General features: G+C 63.2%; 15 protein-coding genes. 5 read left to right on the top strand and 10 right to left on the bottom strand.

Going from position 1 to position 15645, the window contains the following annotated elements; translation table 11 throughout:
- Window positions 1–173: 173 nt before the first annotated feature.
- Window positions 174–974, bottom strand: coding sequence for a bifunctional hydroxymethylpyrimidine kinase/phosphomethylpyrimidine kinase (gene thiD / locus XH98_RS21775; protein ID WP_271619930.1), 801 nt, complete (start codon window positions 972–974; stop codon window positions 174–176).
- 261 nt (window positions 975–1235) lie between these two features.
- On the opposite strand from thiD, the gene XH98_RS21780 reads away from it, so the two are divergent.
- Together XH98_RS21780 and XH98_RS21785 are read left to right on the top strand one after the other, a co-directional pair.
- The gene (locus tag XH98_RS21780; RefSeq protein ID WP_271619876.1) at window positions 1236–3215 is read left to right on the top strand and encodes a PAS domain S-box protein; all 1980 of its coding nucleotides are present in this window, start codon (window positions 1236–1238) and stop codon (window positions 3213–3215) included.
- A gap of 97 nt (window positions 3216–3312) precedes the next feature.
- A complete protein-coding gene (locus XH98_RS21785) occupies window positions 3313–3558 on the top strand; it encodes an Lrp/AsnC ligand binding domain-containing protein (RefSeq protein ID WP_018642903.1) in 246 nt (81 codons plus the stop codon).
- A 138-nt stretch (window positions 3559–3696) separates the two neighbouring features.
- Here XH98_RS21785 and XH98_RS21790 read toward each other — a convergent pair whose 3' ends face one another.
- A complete protein-coding gene (locus tag XH98_RS21790; RefSeq protein WP_271619877.1) occupies window positions 3697–4623 on the bottom strand; it encodes a c-type cytochrome in 927 nt (308 codons plus the stop codon).
- A 153-nt stretch (window positions 4624–4776) separates the two neighbouring features.
- Here XH98_RS21790 and XH98_RS21795 point away from each other — a divergent pair, with 153 nt between their 5' ends.
- On the top strand, window positions 4777–5196 hold the full coding sequence (locus XH98_RS21795; RefSeq protein ID WP_057749031.1) for a CHRD domain-containing protein: 420 nt from the start codon (window positions 4777–4779) through the stop codon (window positions 5194–5196).
- Window positions 5197–5279: 83 nt separating this feature from the next.
- Here XH98_RS21795 and XH98_RS21800 read toward each other — a convergent pair whose 3' ends face one another.
- The 5 genes from XH98_RS21800 to XH98_RS21820 all read right to left on the bottom strand — a co-directional run bounded on the left by XH98_RS21800 (window position 5280) and on the right by XH98_RS21820 (window position 10894).
- Window positions 5280–6563: a cystathionine gamma-synthase family protein gene (locus XH98_RS21800; RefSeq protein WP_220003068.1), complete on the bottom strand. Its 1284-nt coding sequence runs from the start codon at window positions 6561–6563 to the stop codon at window positions 5280–5282.
- 304 nt (window positions 6564–6867) lie between these two features.
- The gene (locus XH98_RS21805; RefSeq protein ID WP_271619878.1) at window positions 6868–7317 is read right to left on the bottom strand and encodes a cytochrome c; all 450 of its coding nucleotides are present in this window, start codon (window positions 7315–7317) and stop codon (window positions 6868–6870) included.
- A 102-nt stretch (window positions 7318–7419) separates the two neighbouring features.
- On the bottom strand, window positions 7420–9729 hold the full coding sequence (locus tag XH98_RS21810) for a xanthine dehydrogenase family protein molybdopterin-binding subunit (protein ID WP_271619879.1): 2310 nt from the start codon (window positions 9727–9729) through the stop codon (window positions 7420–7422).
- Window positions 9730–9901: 172 nt separating this feature from the next.
- Window positions 9902–10462: a GNAT family N-acetyltransferase gene (locus tag XH98_RS21815; RefSeq protein WP_271599877.1), complete on the bottom strand. Its 561-nt coding sequence runs from the start codon at window positions 10460–10462 to the stop codon at window positions 9902–9904.
- A 39-nt stretch (window positions 10463–10501) separates the two neighbouring features.
- Window positions 10502–10894, bottom strand: coding sequence for a DUF1127 domain-containing protein (locus XH98_RS21820; protein WP_271619880.1), 393 nt, complete (start codon window positions 10892–10894; stop codon window positions 10502–10504).
- Between the two features lie 346 nt (window positions 10895–11240).
- Here XH98_RS21820 and XH98_RS21825 point away from each other — a divergent pair, with 346 nt between their 5' ends.
- Complete coding sequence (locus XH98_RS21825) at window positions 11241–11738, top strand: hypothetical protein (RefSeq protein ID WP_271619881.1); 498 nt, start codon at window positions 11241–11243, stop codon at window positions 11736–11738.
- A gap of 258 nt (window positions 11739–11996) precedes the next feature.
- Here XH98_RS21825 and XH98_RS21830 read toward each other — a convergent pair whose 3' ends face one another.
- A complete protein-coding gene (locus XH98_RS21830; RefSeq protein ID WP_271599875.1) occupies window positions 11997–12422 on the bottom strand; it encodes a GFA family protein in 426 nt (141 codons plus the stop codon).
- Between the two features lie 88 nt (window positions 12423–12510).
- The gene (locus tag XH98_RS21835; RefSeq protein ID WP_271619882.1) at window positions 12511–12936 is read right to left on the bottom strand and encodes an SRPBCC family protein; all 426 of its coding nucleotides are present in this window, start codon (window positions 12934–12936) and stop codon (window positions 12511–12513) included.
- A gap of 274 nt (window positions 12937–13210) precedes the next feature.
- Between XH98_RS21835 and XH98_RS21840 the strand changes: the two genes are divergently transcribed.
- Window positions 13211–13909 carry a winged helix-turn-helix transcriptional regulator gene (locus tag XH98_RS21840; RefSeq protein ID WP_271619883.1) on the top strand — a complete coding sequence of 233 codons (699 nt, stop codon included), beginning with the start codon at window positions 13211–13213 and terminating at the stop codon, window positions 13907–13909.
- A 21-nt stretch (window positions 13910–13930) separates the two neighbouring features.
- On the opposite strand, the gene murJ is transcribed toward XH98_RS21840, so the two are convergent.
- A complete protein-coding gene (gene murJ / locus XH98_RS21845) occupies window positions 13931–15457 on the bottom strand; it encodes a murein biosynthesis integral membrane protein MurJ (RefSeq protein ID WP_271619884.1) in 1527 nt (508 codons plus the stop codon).
- Window positions 15458–15645: the final 188 nt, after the last annotated feature.

Below are 15645 nucleotides of genomic sequence, written 5' to 3' on the forward strand. Positions count from 1 at the left end.
TGAACCCTTGAGGCCCCTCAGATACGAATCGAACCTTGCCTCGCCCTCCTCGCGAATATCAGTCACATGCGACAATCAGGCGACATGATCAGCCGATGATGGCCCGCAAGACCGCGGCCCCCCCGGCCTCATTGGTTAATATCGGTACGGACGGCGCCAGCAGGACGCCGGCGTCAGTAAAACTTGTGGAAATGATGGATCGGCCCGTGGCCATGACCGACGCTGAAACGGTCGGCAGACCCGATCGCCGCGCTGATCCAGCCTTTGGCGTTGCGTACCGCCGTCGCGAGATCCTCGCCCTTGGCGAGGCCCGCCGCCACCGCTGACGACAGCGAACAGCCGGTGCCGTGGGTGTTGCGGGTGGCGACGCGCGGTGCGGCGAGCGCCAGCGTGGTGTCCGCAGCGACGAGATAATCGGTGCTCTCCGCGCCCTCGCCGTGCCCGCCCTTGATCAGAACCGCGCGGCAGCCAACAGACAGCAGGCGGCGTCCCTGGCTTTCGATCTCGGCCTCGCTTCGCGCGATCGGTTCTTCGAGCAGCGCGGCCGCCTCCGGCAAATTGGGCGTGATCACGGATGCGAGCGGCATCAGTTTCGCGCGCAACGCCGTGACGGCCTCTGCGGCGAGCAGGCGGTCGCCTGATGTTGCGACCATCACGGGATCGAGCACGACATGGCGAGGCTTCCAGCGCGCCAGCGCAGCAGCGATCGCATCGATGCTCGCGGCCTGCGCCACCATGCCGATCTTCACCGCGGCGACATCGAGATCGGAAAACACGGCATCGATCTGCGCTGTGACGAACGCTGCCGGCACCGCGTGAATGCCGGTGACGCCCTTGGTGTTCTGTGCCGTGAGCGCCGTGATTGCGGATGCGCCGTAGACGCCGAGCGCAGCAAAGGTCTTCAGGTCGGCCTGAATCCCGGCCCCGCCGCTCGAATCCGAGCCGGCAATGGTGAGCGCCACGGGCGTCGTCATCGCAGGATATTCCTGCTCGAAAAGGACATTGGCCATCGCCTGTCCTAGCGCGCCGGCGCAGCCCCAGCAAGCCGGCGAATCAGGCGGAGCCGGTGCTGCGCGGGATTGTCGTCCCGTAGGCGTGCATATCCTGAGAAAATATGACCACGGCATCGCCCGGCCTTGGCGCCCGACTGTGCGAATGACACGTTAGTGAGTGGATTCGTTCAGCGACGCCAAATTGCGGTCCGGCTTCGGCCGCAATCCTCTCGGGAAGAAATCATGTGGGCCTTTTTTCAACGTCTGCTCGATTCGTCGACGCTTTCACCGCACGGCATCTGCCTGTTGTGGGAGCCCGAGCTGATCTGGCTCCACGTCGCCTCCGACGCCATCATCGCCGCCGCCTATTTCTCGATCCCGTTCGCCCTCACCATTCTCGTCACCAAGCGGCGCGACCTCCAGTTCGGCTGGGTCTACTGGGCGTTCGCGATCTTCATCATGGCCTGCGGCCTGACGCATGTGCTGTCGATCTACACGCTCTGGGTTCCGATCTACGGCATTGAGGGCATGGTCAAGGCGGTCACGGCCGCGGCCTCCATCTTCACCGCCGGTGCACTATGGCCGCTGCTGCCGAAGATCCTGACGATCCCGTCCCCGTTCGACCTGCAAAAGGTCCAGGCCGCGCTCGAGGAGGAAGAGATCAAGAGCCGGGACGCGGCGCTGCTGCTCAAACAGGTGGGGGACGCCCAGCGCGCGATGCGCGAAAGCATGACGCGACTCACCGCTGTCGTCGAGACTGCGGTCGACGGCGTCATCCTGTTCGACGCGCAAGCCCGCATTCTGCTGTTCAACCCTGCCTGCGAGCGGTTGTTCGGCTATCGCGCTGACGAGATCATGAATTGCGACATCGGCATGCTGATGTCCAATGAGGAAAGGCCCTCCTCCGCAGCTCATGCGCGGCGTTTCGCAACCGGCGAAGCCGTCGGCCTGCGCAAGGATGGCTCGACGTTTCCGATGAACCTCTCGGTGGGCCAGGCATGGCAGGATGGCGAGCTGATCCACGTCGGCATCATCCACGATCTGACCACGCGCAAGCTCACCGAGCAGCAGCTCCAGCAGGCACAGAAGATGGAGACGGTCGGCCAGCTCTCGGGCGGCATCGCCCACGACTTCAACAATCTCCTCACCGTCATCATCGGCAACGCCGAGCATCTCAGCGAGCAGCTCAAGGCGCGGCCCGATCTGCGGCAATTTGCCGACGACATCTGCGAATCAGGCGAACGCGGTGCGGAGCTGACGCAGCGGCTGCTGGCGTTCAGCCGCCGCCAATTGCTCCAGCCGCGCGCGATCGATTGCGGCGAGCTGATCCTGTCCATGCTGAAACTGCTCCAGCGCACCTTGCGCGAGAACATCGAGATCAGGACGACGTTCGGTCCCGGCACCATCCAGGCCTTTGCGGACCGCGCCCAGCTCGAATCCGCCGTGCTGAACCTTGCGCTCAACGCGCAGGACGCGATGCCGTCAGGCGGACATCTGACGCTGAGCACGGAGATCGCCGTGATCGACGACGACTATCGCGCCCTTCACCCGGAGGTCGCATCCGGAAGCTATGCGCTGATCTCGGTCACCGACGACGGCGAAGGCATGGCGCCTGAGGTCATCGAGCGCGCGTTCGAGCCGTTCTTCACCACCAAGGAGGTCGGCAAGGGTTCCGGCCTCGGGCTGAGCATGGTCTATGGCTTTGCCAAGCAATCCGACGGCCATGTCTCGATCTATAGCGAACGGGGCCTGGGGACGACGGTCCGGATCTACCTGCCCCGCCCCGGCGGCGGACAATCGCTGGCCGACATGCTCGAGACTGACGAGGCTGCGCCGCGCGGCCGTGAGACCATCCTGATCGCGGAGGACGATCCGTTCGTACGCTCCTCGGTGATCCAGCGGGTGGAGGCGCTGGGCTATCGCGTCGTCGCCGCCGTCAATGGCAAGGAGGCCTTGCACCGGCTGCGCGCGGATCCCGGCATCGACATGCTGTTCACTGACATCGTCATGCCCGGCGGCATGAGCGGCTGGGAGCTCGCCGAGCAGGCCCGGCGTATCAGGCCCGGCCTGCCGGTGCTGTTCACCTCGGGCTATGCGCTGGAGACCCTGGTCGAGCAGGGCCGCGCGCAGGCTGAGGCCGTGGTCCTGACCAAGCCCTATCGCAAGGCCGAACTGGCCCAGCGGCTCAGGGATGCCTTCGCAGCAGCGGTGGTGGCGTCGTAAACCCCGGACGGCTCTCTGGCGGTCGGCCGGCCCGCTTGCTAAATCGCGCCGGTTTTGGCCTATTAGCCGCCAAGACATGTCTTCGGAGTTGACTGCAATGGTTCCTTTCTTTGTCCAGATCAAATGCAAGCTTGGTCAGTCCTACACGGTGGCCAATGCGCTCGCCGAAGCCGAGATCGCCTCCGAGATCTACTCCACCGCCGGCCAATACGATTTGCTGGTGAAGTTCTATGTCGACAAGGACACCGACATCGGCCACTTCGTGAACGAGAAGGTGCAGGTGCTGCCCGGCATCCAGGACACGCTCACCATCATCACCTTCAAGGCGTTCGGCACCGGCTAGAGCATGATCCGGAAAAGTGTGAAGCGGTTTTCCCTCGCGACATCAGCGGAGCGCGTTTGCGCGGAGATCATGCTCAAACAAAGAGCTAAAGCGCCATGACGATTCAACCCGATCTCATCGCGCTTTAACCGGACGCGCTCAGCCGCCGTCCTCCTTGCGCTTGGGCGGCGTCGGGCCATCGACCGGAGGCAGCGACTTCAGGTACGCCGCCATCGCGGCGCGATCCTCCGGCTGCAACTGCGCGAGGTTCTTGATCACCGGCCGCATCGCGCCCGATGCGCTGTCACCCTCGGGCATGTCGCCGGTCTCGAGGAAGTCGGCGATATCCTTCTCGCTCCAGTCACCTAAGCCCTTCTGCGTGATGTTCGGCACCCAGCCCTCGCCTTCGGGATTGGGACCGCCGGCAAAGCGCTGCGAGCTGATGACGCCGCCGAGAACATTGCGCGGGCTGTGGCATTCGGCGCAATGGCCAAAACCATTCACGAGGTAGGCGCCGCGATTCCACTGCGCGGAGCGCGTTGCGTCAGGCACGAACGGCCTGAGATCCATGAACAGCAATTTCCAGATGCCGACATTGCGGCGGATATTGAAGGGAAACGGCAGTTCGTGGTCGCGCACGCGACCCGAGACCGGCGGCAGCGTCTTCAGATAGGCAAAGAGATCGCGGACGTCGTCGACGTCAGCAAGATGATAGGACGTGTAGGGAAATGCCGGGAAGTAGTGCCTGCCCTCGGGCGAAATGCCGCGCATCACCGCATTGACGAAATCAGCCTCGCTCCAGCGGCCGATGCCGTCGGTGGGGTCAGGCGAAATGTTCGGCGCATAGAACGTCCCGAACGGCGAGCCCAGCGCGAGGCCGCCGCCGAGCTTCAAGCGATCCGGCTGGTTGGGCACGGCATGGCAGGAGGAGCAGCCGCCCGCATTGAACAACTCCTGCCCATTGGCGAGATCAGGCTTGCGCGTCGGCGCCGGCAGCGCCGAGGCGCTCGGCGCGGTCAGCCACCAATAGACGGCAAAGGCTGCGACAGCAGCGATCAAAGTAACGTAAATTGTTCGTCGCAGCATGAAGAATCCCATTGAGCTCAAGCGTATTTACGGGTCATCCCGCCGCAGCTCCAGCCACGAATAATTTAGATGGTGTGACTGTAATCCGGGAATAAAATCGCAGTCGCACTGTTTGCAAGGTGACAGCAATCAGGCGTCAACAGGGAGAGACCCATGAACAAAGCGCTTTTTGCCACGCTGGCACTCGGAGCCGCCGTCGCATTCGCAGGCCCGGCCAGCGCGGAGAAGCTGAAGGCGACACTGGACGGCAAGTCCGAAGTGCCCGCCACCACCACCAGTGGCACCGGCACCGCCGATATCGACTATGACGCCCCAACGAAAAAGCTGTCCTGGAAGGTGACCTATTCCGGCCTCTCCGGCCCCGCCACTGCCGCTCATTTCCACGGCCCCGCCGAGGTCGGCAAGAACGCCGGCGTCGCGATCCCGATCCCGGGCATCGCCAACAGCCCGGCCGAAGGTTCGGCGACGCTGACCGACGCGCAGGCCTCCGATCTCCTGTCCGGCAAGCTCTATGTCAACATTCACACCGCCGCCAACCCGGGCGGCGAAATCCGCGGCCAGGTGACGAAGTAGAGATCATCACGACCTCATCGTTGAAGGCCGGGCGCGAGCGTCCGGCCTTTTTGATTCCGAAACGACAGGTGATGCCCGTGCACTCAAGCCGCACTCAGCGCATGCTCGAGATCGGCGATCAGATCGGACGGATTTTCGATGCCGATCGACAGGCGGATGGTGCAATCGAGCACGCCGATCTTGCGGCGGATATCGGCGGGAACGCCGGAATGAGTCATCGTCGCCGGCAGGCTCGCCAGCGATTCCGTGCCGCCGAGGCTGACCGCGAGCTTGAGGATCTGCAAGCCGTTGAGAAACTTCTCCGCCGCCGCCTGGCCGCCGACGATGTCGAACGAGAACGTCGATCCCGCGCCTGAGCATTGCCGCGCGAACACGCGCCCCGAGGGCGAGGTCTCCTCGTGATGGCCGAGATAATGAACCTTCGCCACCTTGGCGTGATCGCGCAGGAAATCCGCGACGAGGCGCGCATTGCTGTTGGCCTTCTCCATGCGCAGGCTGAGGGTCTCGAGCGAGCGGTTGATCATCCAGCAGGAATGCGGATCGAGCTGGGTGCCGATGGCACCGCGCAGCGCCTTGATGCCCTTCATCACCGCCTTGGTGCCGAGCGCTGCGCCCGCGATCAGATCGGAATGGCCGCCGACATATTTGGTCAGCGAGTACAGCGAGATGTCGGCGCCGTGCTCGATCGGCCGCTGAAACACCGGGCCGAGCAGCGTGTTGTCGCAGGCGATGATCGGCGTGTAGCCCTGGGCCTTGCCGATGCTGTCGGCGACGCGGCGCATCAGCGCGATGTCGACGAGCCCATTGGTCGGGTTGGCCGGCGTCTCGACCAGGATCATCGAAACCCGCCCTCGACGCATGGCCTCTTCCGCGGCCTGGTTGACCACCGCCTCATCGACGCCGTCGGCAAAGCCGACCGCGCCGATCGAGAAGCGCGACAGCGTGTTCGTCAGCAGGGTTTCGGTGCCGCCATAGAGCGGCTGCGAGTGGAGAATGACATCGCCCGGGCGGACGAACGCCAAAATCGTCGTCGAGATCGCCGCCATGCCCGAGGAGAACAGCGCGCAGCTCTCGGTGCGCTCATAGACCGCGAGCCTGTCCTCGACAATCTCGCTGTTGGGATGGTTGAAGCGCGAATAGACGAGCCCGGCGCCCATCCCCTCCGGCGGCTCGCGCCGGCCGGCGACGTAGTCGAAGAAGTCCTGCCCGTCCTCGGCCGTTTTGAACACGAAGGTCGAGGTCAGGAACACCGGCGGCTTGATGGCGCCTTCCGACAGCTGCGGATCATAGCCATAGGTCAGCATCAGCGTTTCCGGATGCAGCATATGGTTGCCGATATGGGTTTTCGACGGGAACGGTTTTGCCATGGCCTGTCTCGCTGTTGCCTGCGATCGCCGCCCGCGGCGCGACTCTCGATAGCGTCAGGCATCAACGCCGCGGCGGCGCGACCAAACATAGTCCTTCCGACGGCGATCCGTCAGGGCGTGGGAGGAGAATTTGCGGCACTCACGGCTGTCATCCCCCGCGAAGGCGGGGAATCCAGTATTCCAGAGACGTCAAACGTTCCCTGCACCGTCGCGGCGTACTGGATCGCCCGCCCCAGTGCGCAAGCGCGCACAAGGCGGGCGATGCACTGAGTTTGTAGCTATCGTTGACGCAACCTACGTCGCCTTACTTCAGCTTCAGCCGATACGTCTCGTGGCAATCATTGCAGCGGTCGTTGATGGTGGTGTAGGCCGCCTTGAGGCTGGCGACATTGTGGATCTTGCCCTTGACGTCGGCGATCGCCTTCTGCACCGGCGGGATTTTTGATTCGAAATCAGCCTTCTGCTGCCACACCTTTGGCGACGAACCATAGGTGGCGTTGACCACGTCCTGCTTGGGATTGACCTCGAAGGTCTTGGCAATCTTGGCGACGTCCGCCTCCAGGCTGGCGATTGCCTCGTCGACTTGCTTCTGGTTGTAGGGAATGTCGCCCTTCGCCATCTTGAGGATCACGCCGTACATGCTCTTGGCCTGCGAGCGCATCAGATTGTCCTGCTGGACGGCGACCTCCTGCTGCGCCATCACGGCGCCTGCACCCAGAAACAGGGCGCCCGCGACAACAAACATTCGTTTCATGAGTCTTCTTCTCCGGCTCGCAAGTCGGTTGGGGGAACAGGCCATTGATGGTTAGAACCCGGCCGCGGGCGATTATTCCCACCGCGAGCCGGGCGCCACGCCTTACAGGCTGTGGCGGCGGTGGTGCTCGTTGATCGCGATCCACACCCGCTCCGGCGTGGCCGGCATGTCGATGTGATCGATCTTGTATTCGCGCCAGAGCGCATCGACGATGGCGTTGACGACGGCCGGGCAGGACCCGATCGCGCCGGCCTCGCCCGCGCCCTTCACACCCATCGGATTGGTCGTGCAGGGAATGTTGTGGGTCTCGAACACGAAGGACGGGCCGTCAGCCGCGCGCGGCAGCGCGTAGTCCATGTAAGTCGCGGTGATGAGCTGGCCATCGGTCGCGCCATAGACCACCTGCTCCATCAGCGCCTGGCCGATGCCCTGCATGGCGCCGCCATGCACCTGGCCCGCCAGCAGCAGCGGATTCAGCGTCTTGCCGAAATCGTCGACGATCACGTAGTTGACGATTCTGATGATGCCGGTGGCCGGATCGATCTCGACCTCCGCCAGATGCGTGCCGTTCGGGTAGGTGCCGTCTGCGCTGGCGAAGGTCGCGCTGCCATTCAGCTTCGACGGATCGACGCCGGGCCGCTTGGCGAGATCCGCGAACGAGATCGAGCGGTCGGTACCGGCGATCCTGATGATGCCGTCGGTGATCTCGAGGTCACCGGGGCTGGCTTCCAGCGCCTGCGCCGCGATCTCCTTGAGCTTTTGCCCGAGTTCGCGCGTGGCGCGCTCGACGCTGACGCCGCCTGATGGAATCGAGGCCGAGCCGCCGGTGCCGAGGCCCGTGGCGATCTCTGCCGTGTCGCCCTGGCGGACGTGGACGCGCTCCGGCGCAACGCCGAACTGCTCGGCGACGATCTGCGCATAGGCGGTCTGGTGGCCCTGCCCGCTCGACTGCGTGCCGATCAGGACGGTGACGTCGCCATTGGGGTCGAGCCGCACATTGGCGGTCTCCTCGCCCATCACGCCGCAGATCTCGACATAGCTCGCAAGGCCAATGCCGCGGATCAGCCCGTGCTTCTTCGCCGCCTTGGCGCGTTTTCCGAATTCCTTCCACTCGCCGATTTCCATCGCGCGCTTCAGATGCGCGGCGAAATCGCCTGAGTCGTAGACCTTGCCGGTCGCGGTCTTGTAGGGCAACGCCTTCGGCGGGATGAAGTTCTTGCGACGGATCGCATCCGGCGTCATCTCGAGCTTGCGCGCACAGGCATCGACCAGGCGTTCGATGACGTAGGCGGCCTCAGGCCGGCCCGCGCCACGATAGGCATCGACCGGCACGCTGTGGGTGAAGATGGTGCGCACCCGGCAGTGGAAGGCCTGGATGTCGTAAAGGCCCGGCAGCATGCCGGCGCCGCCATGCGGGATATAGGGCCCGAAGGTCGACAGATACGCGCCCATGTCGCCCATCAGGTCGCAATCCATCGCCAGGAACTTGCCGTCTTCAGTCAGCGCCATCTTGGCGGTGGTGACGTTGTCGCGGCCCTGCGCATCGCCCATGAAATGCTCGGAGCGATCGGCCGACCATTTGACGGCCTTCTTCAGCTTGCGCGCGGCGACGGCCATGAGGGCGTATTCGCGGTACGGGAACAGCTTGGTGCCAAAGCCGCCGCCGACATCGGGACAGATCACCCGCATCTTGTCGGTGGGGATGTTCAGCACATTCTGGCAGAGGATGTCGCGCAGACGGTGGCTGCCCTGGCTGCCGACCGTCAGGGTCAGATGATCGGCCTTGGCGTCGTATTCGCAGACCGCCGCGCGCGTCTCCATGAAGCTTGCAACCACGCGCGGATTGACGATCGAGATTTCGGCAACCGTATGCGCCTTGGCGAAGGCGGCTTCAGTCGCTTTCTTGTCGCCGATCGAGACGTCGAACAGCACATTGCCCGGCTTGTCCGGCCAGACCTGCGGCGCGCCTTTCTTGACGGCGTTGACGACGCCGGTCACCGCCGGCAGCGGGCTCCATTTGACGTCGATGGCCTCGATCGCGTCGCGGGCCTGGTCGATGGTCTCGGCAACCACGAAAGCGACGGCATCGCCGACATGCCGCACCTCGTCCTTGGCCAGGATCGGGTAAGGCGGGCCGGTGAACGGATCGGTCTCCAGATTGAAGAGGCAGGGCAGATTGCCGAGATCGCCGACCTCGGCCGCGGTGAGAATCAGTGCGACCCCAGGCAGCGTCCGGGCGCGGCTCGCATCGACGGTGAACTTGGCGTGTGCATGCGGCGAGCGCAGCACCAGGCAGCGCAGCGCGGCCTGCGGCGTGTAATCGTCGGTATAGCGGCCCTTGCCGCGGATCAGCGCGTCGTCCTCCTTGCGCAGCACGCTTTGGCCGACGCCGAATTTGATGGGGGCTGCCATTGTCTTGTCCCGTCCTATGGTTGTTTTGCCGGCATATTGCCGTGGAAAAACAGGCAGTGCAAACGGGTTTAGGCAGGCGGCCCCCGCGAAAAAATGACCCGTGCCTAGCGCCTCAGAGCGGGATCGGACGGAACGGCCGCAGCGCGGTCATTTCCCTGTGGGGCCTGGTGCGTCAGGCCCCAATGGAAGCCGGGCTGTCGGGGCCGGCGCTAGTGCTGAATTTCCTCATCATCAGGTAATGGTCATAGGTGGTATCACCGATGCGAATGACACTGGGATCGGTGCCATAGATCTCGAAACCATTTCGCTGATAAGTCTTGATGGCAGCAACCGCCGTCGATCCCACGGCAAGGTGCACCTGCTCGACACGCGCCTCGGCTTGGGCAAGAAGCTCCTTGACGAGCCGATCTCCGACACCCTTGCCGCGTTCGTTCTCCCGCACATAGACCGAGAAGATATGTCCCCTATGCTGCGATTTCCTGTATCGCGAGACATAGAAGCCCGCCACTCCGATCAGACCCTCACATCCAAACGCGCCGAGGATCGTCTCGCCGAGCCATTGGCGATAGGCCGCCATCATCACATCGCCGCCTTCGTCCTCTTCAGGAGATCCAAACGTCTGAGGATGCGCCCGAATTGCCTCCGCGCGAATCTCGCGGAGACAATCCAGATCATCGACAGTCAATCGTCGGATTTCACAATCCGCCTGAGAAATGACCGCGTTTGAGACCATGATATCAGTCCTTCTCTTATCTTAGCGCGGCATGGTCATTTACATCCCACGGCCGCTCCATAGATACATCGTGCTATCCCTCAACTTGTCGATGGCGCGTTGTGGCGAGAGATAGTCGACCTCGCCGCGCGTCAGGCCGATATCCATCAGCTCCCTGTCGCTCAGATCTTGCAAGGCGACCTGCGGATTCTGGCGCCGCGCCAGAAACGCAAGCCAGGCTCGCTTGAGCAGACCGAGGAGGCTTGGCCTTGGTGCGGCCGTTGGTCCGGCAGCATCCGGCAAAGCGCCATCCAGCGCCGAGGCAGACGCCTTGAGGCGCTCCGCTAACGCCTGGTCGATCGCGCTCTTTGCCTGGACGATCGAGAGCGTGAGGCCGCGCCTTGCGGCCTCTCCCTCAATTCCGGGTGAGATATCCGTGAGTTGTGGTGGCATCGTATGCTCCTGCTGTCGTGCCGGCAGGGAGCGTGGCCAAACAAAAGGCCCCGTCCGATGCCGGCGGGGCCTGGTGGAAGAGATGTCGTCGTCGAATTGCTAGCGCACGACTCCTTCCACGGCCCAACCGAAGCGGGTCATGTTCCAGAAGTTGACTTTGCGCGAGCATTTCATCATGAGCAGCCAATAGCACGGCAATCGCGCAAAATCAAGAGATGTGCAAGAGCTGGTTGCACCCTGCAGGCGAGCCCCTCCCGCGGCGACTTCCGAGCCTCTGCGGTCGCGCCCCAAATTCCGCCCGAATGCTCACCTCCACTCGCGGTCATTGTCTTCCGGGGCATTCTTGATGCGCGTTCGAACCATCGCTGCTGCCATTGCCATTGCGATAAGCGTACCTGCGGCCGCCGATCCTTTCCTTCAGCGTCCGGTTATTCGAACGAGTCAGCCGCTCCGGATTGCGCTGCCTGACTTTATCGTAGGCGGCCCTTCGGAGACCGAGCTCTCCGATACGATCGTGCGGACCATTGCATCAGACCTGAGACAAACCAGCGTGGTCGAATTGGTTGATCAGGTGGCTTTCCTGAACAAGAACGTGAATGTCGATCTGCCGCCTGTATTTGCTGATTGGCGCAGAACCAGCACACAGGGATTGGTCGTTGGCCGCATCGGCCGTCAACCCGATGGCCGCATCAAGGTCGAGTTTCGGTTTTGGGACGTCTCCAGCGGCAAACAACTTACGGGCTGGCGGTATATCGGCAGTCCCGGCGATGTCAGCGGCGTCGGCCATTTGATTTCCGGCGAAATCTACCAGAGCATCACGAACGAGAAACATACATTTGAGTAGTAGCTCTGCAGGATGCGCATCCTGTTTTCTTTATTTGCAGGCATCATCATTTTGGTCGGTGCATCTCTGCGATCTGGCGCAGAACAACTTCAAGCGCTCACCCCACTCACAATCAGGCTTCTTTTCCGCGGCTGCACGCCGCGGAAAAAAGATCGCCGGACGATCAGACGGCTGCTCTCCTGTTAAGAAGTTCAGCTGAGGTCATGAAGGATTCCGGCCATGGACAAGATCAGCGCGATCAACGTCCAGACCAGGGGGCTATTCAGAAACGGCGACACCTGAGCCTCCGAATTCGGCGGGAAAATCCTTCAGTTTCGGCAGGCCGTCCCTGATCGGCAACACCGTCTCGGAATAATTGACGTGCACGCCCGGCGCGAAGTTCAGCGTCGGCAATGTGGCTGCGTAGACGTCGACGAGCCCAAGCGGCGGATGGTCGCACATGAGATGCCCCCCGCACCCCTTGCAGTATTGCCGATGGCTCAGCTCCGATTGTGCGTAGGTGGCGACGAATTCGGCGCCCTTGGTCACCCGCACGTTCTGCGGCTTCCACAATGTGAATGCGTTCACTGGGGCGGCCGACCAGGAGCGGCACGACGAGCAATGGCAATATCCCATGGCCTCCGGTGCGCCCTCCGCTTCGATTTCAACCGCGCCGCAAAAGCATTTGCCGCTGTAAATCGTCATGATGTCGATCTCCTTGATCTGATCTGTTGAACGTCTGAAGCTTCGGACCTATTTCGCGAATCTTGCCTGGATTTCAGCGAGGCCCGCTTCATAGACGCCGAGCAACGCTTCGCTCGCGGCCTTCTCCTGCCCTGGCTCGGGCGTATAGGAGCCGTTCCCAGGTAATGGTGGAAGCGCCATTGGCTTTCGCGGTCACCTTGATCGTTGCGGTGTAGTTCGAGACGGGCAGCGGGCTCGTCAGGAACTTGTAGGAGTAGCTGTACTCGGCCTCATTCCGGGCGACTTGCGTCTCGACGAAAGCGGCCTTTCCGTCCTTCGTGACGAGAATGCGCGTCGATGGCGCCTTGCCGTCCTCGATGCACTGACCCACCGGGGGCAGCCAATCCTTGATCGCGCAGAACGGCCCGATCAGCGACCAGACGTCCCGGGCAGCCGCCTTCACGTCAACGCTGCGGCTGATCGTGGCCACAGCGGCGGATGCTGTGCCCGAGTGGAGCAACACCGTGCCGAACATCGCAACGCTCGCCATGGAGAGCCTGGGCCTGCAGAAAATCCTTGTCATCGCAATTACCCTGTCATTGTGAGTTGATGCCATGAGGCTCCCGGCCGACGCGACGCGGCGGTCCTTCAAGCCCGGTGGAGCGGTCCAAATCCGCATGCTGAGAGGTAGCAAGGGCCCTCTGCGCGCCACTAGTTCACGAACTGAATCGATGCCGGTACAGATTTTGAACTGGAAGCCCCTGCGAATTCCGCAGTACGTTCGCAAATGGTCCACCAGGAGAGAGAACATGGCTGCTGGCAGCTACAAGCAGTTCTGTCCCGTCGCGATGGCCGCCGAGGTTCTGTGTACACGCTGGACTGTGGTGCTGCTGCGGGAGCTGATGGCCGGTTCGACGCGCTTCAATGATCTGCGACGTGGTGTTCCCCGGATGTCGCCCGCGCTGCTATCGCAGCGGCTCAAGGATCTCGAGTCGGCGGGGATTGTCGCGCGGGAAGCATTGGCTTCGGAGCCTGGCCTCTATGAATATCGGCTGACCCCGGCGGGACGTGAACTCACTCCCATCGTCGAAGGATTTGGAATCTGGGGCCAACGCCGGATCAAGGCCGACCTGTCGCTCCAGCACCTCGACGTTCAACTGCTGATGTGGGATATGCGGCGAAATCTGAATCCGACGCCGATGCCCAGGCGGCGAAACATCATCCAGTTCGTCTACCCCGAGCTTTCGGCGACGCAACGACACTGGTGGCTGATCGTCGATCCCAAGGAGGGCGTCGACCTGTGCTCGGTCGATCCCGGATTTGACGTCGACCTCTATATTTCCGTCGATCTGCGCAGCATGACTGCAATCTGGATGGGGCTCGACACGGTCCGGGCGGCCGTGGACAGTCGTCGGATGCTTCTGACCGGCGACCGGCAAATCGCGTCCTCGATGCAAACCTGGCTTGGTCTCAGCCCGTTCGCCAAGGAGAGAAAACTGGCGAGTTGAATGCCGACCATTCGCTCGGGTCTAACCGCGCACCAGCGAGACCAGCCAGCTGCGGCCGAACAGCACGAGGATCGCGAGCGCGTAGACGATCGTGCCGCCAACGGCGAGCAGGACCAGAGTCACCTCATCGTGGAAGCGCATCGCATCTAGCGCAGACCCGCTGGCGCGCGCGATCAGCCAGAACGCCGCGGCGAGGAGGATCCCGGTCAGCAGGAATTTGCCGAGCGACATCAGCCAGGCGCGGTCGAGCACGAGAAAACCGCGCCGCACGGCGAAGAACAGCACCAGCAAGAGATTGGTCCAGACGCCGACGGCGGTCGCGAGCGCAAGGCCGATCTGGGCCAGCGAGCCCATCAGGGCGACTTTCAGCGCGACGTTGACCGCAATACCGGTCAGTGAAGCGCGCACTGGCGTCGCCGTATCCTTGCGGGCGTAGAAGGTCGCGACCGCGCTGCGGATCAGCACGAAGGGAATGAGGCCAATCGCATAGGCTGCGAGCGTGCCGCCGGCGGCAACTGCATCGGCCTTGGAGAACGCGCCGCGGGCGAACAGCGCGCGCATGATCTCGTCGGGCACGGTCAGGAAGGCCGCGACGAACGGGATCGAGAACAGCAGCGTGAAATCGAAGGCGCGGCGCTGCGCCTTCATCGCGCCGTCGTGATCGTTGGCCGTGATCCGTTTCGACATTTCCGGCAGCAGCACCGTGCCGATGGCGATGCCGATGACGCCGATCGGCAATTGATTGAGACGGTCGGCGTAGTACAGCGCCGACAGCGCGCCTGCCGGCAGGAAGGTCCCGATGATGGTGTCGGCGAACAGCGCGATCTGCGTCCCCATCGAGCCCAGTGTGGCCGGCCCGAGCGCCTTGAAGAAGCTGCGGACGTCCTCGTCGAGCCTCAGCGGCGCGAAGCGCGGCAGACCGCCATGGCGGGCGAGATCGCCGGCGAGCAGGAAATATTGCAGGAAGCCCGAGATGAGGACGCCCCAGGCCGCAGCATGGCCGGCGGTCGGAAACCAGACGGCGACCGCCAGCGTCATCATCATCGCGACGTTGAGGAAGATCGACGCGGCGGCGGCACTGGCAAAGCGCTGCATCACGTTCAGCATGCCGCCATAGAGCGTCACCAGCGTGATCAGCAGCAGATAGGGAAAGGTGATCCGGGTCAGCTCGATCGCGAGCTTGCGCTGCTCGGCGTCCTCGGAAAAGCCTGGCGCCAGAATGCTCATGGCCTGAGGCATGAACAGCCAGGCGACGATCAGCAGCACAACTTGAGAGGCCAGCAGCAGCGTGAAGATGCGGTCGGCGAACAGGTGTGCCGCAGCCTCCCCCTTCTCGCCATGGACATGTGCATAGGCCGGCACCCAGGCGGCGTTAAAGGCACCCTCGGCGAAGATTGCGCGGAAATGATTGGGCAGTCGCAGCGCCACGAAAAAGGCGTCGGCCACAGGGCCGGCGCCGAGGATCGCCGCGAGCATGATGTCGCGGGCAAACCCCGTCAGCCGCGAGAGCAGCGTGTAACCACCAACCGTGAAGATGCGTCCGAGCATGCGGACTGTTCTAGAGCATGGCGCGATTAGGTCTAGATGCAAACCGCGACGGAAGTGCGCCCCCTCCCCCGCTTGCGGGGGAGGGTTGGGGAGAGGGTGTCTCGACAACGAAGACTCTCCCAGAGGAGAGAGCCCTCACCCGGATCGCTCGCGCGATCCGACCTCTCCCGCAAGCGGGAGAGGTGAAC

The sequence above is a fragment of the Bradyrhizobium sp. CCBAU 51745 genome, from assembly GCF_028128715.1.
Classification (GTDB): Bacteria; Pseudomonadota; Alphaproteobacteria; order Rhizobiales; family Xanthobacteraceae; genus Bradyrhizobium; species Bradyrhizobium manausense.